General features: G+C 26.5%; 1 pseudogene. It reads right to left on the reverse strand.

Annotated elements, in window-relative coordinates:
* Positions 1-564, reverse strand: a pseudogene (locus G3997_RS05470) (hypothetical protein); the annotation flags it as partial.
* Between the last annotated feature and the right edge of the window lie 47 nt (positions 565-611).

The raw sequence follows: 611 nt of genomic DNA on the forward strand, positions 1-611 counted from the left end.
ATTACTTTCCATATTTTCTTTAACACACTCATTAATTAAAGAGTTAAATAGTTCCTTGTATTTAGATTCTATTTTTGAAAACTCTATAAATTTAAAATCAGGTTTTGTTACTAACTTAGTATCTTTTGTTACAAGTTCTTTATCTGCATAATGAACAAATTCATTGTAAAGCATTGCATCGTCAATTAAAGATACTAATTCTTGCTCTTCTTCACTTAAAGTTCTTCCTATATATTTTTCATATATAGTATTTTGTAATACTTCTTCTATTTCTAAATAATTTTGTAAATTCTTCTTAACTGGTCTTGTTATATCAGCTAAATATGCCTCACTAGCATCATGTAATAAACAAGCTAGTACTACAGTTTTGCTATATCCTCTTTCCATAGCTTCCTCACAACAATATATAGAGTGTTGGCCAACTGAATAAAACTCTTTAAAATGACCATTAGCTCTACACATAAGAGAAAGTGAATGTGCTATATCATCTATAGATATATCTTCACTCTTAGGTTCAAGTGGTGCAAAATCTATTTTTGAATATGTCGTTATAAAATCTGCCATATTTATCTCCTTTTATTTAAATGTCTATTTTAATTAATTTATTAATG

The organism is Romboutsia sp. 13368, from assembly GCF_018336475.1.
In the GTDB taxonomy this organism is placed as follows: domain Bacteria; phylum Bacillota; class Clostridia; order Peptostreptococcales; family Peptostreptococcaceae; genus Romboutsia.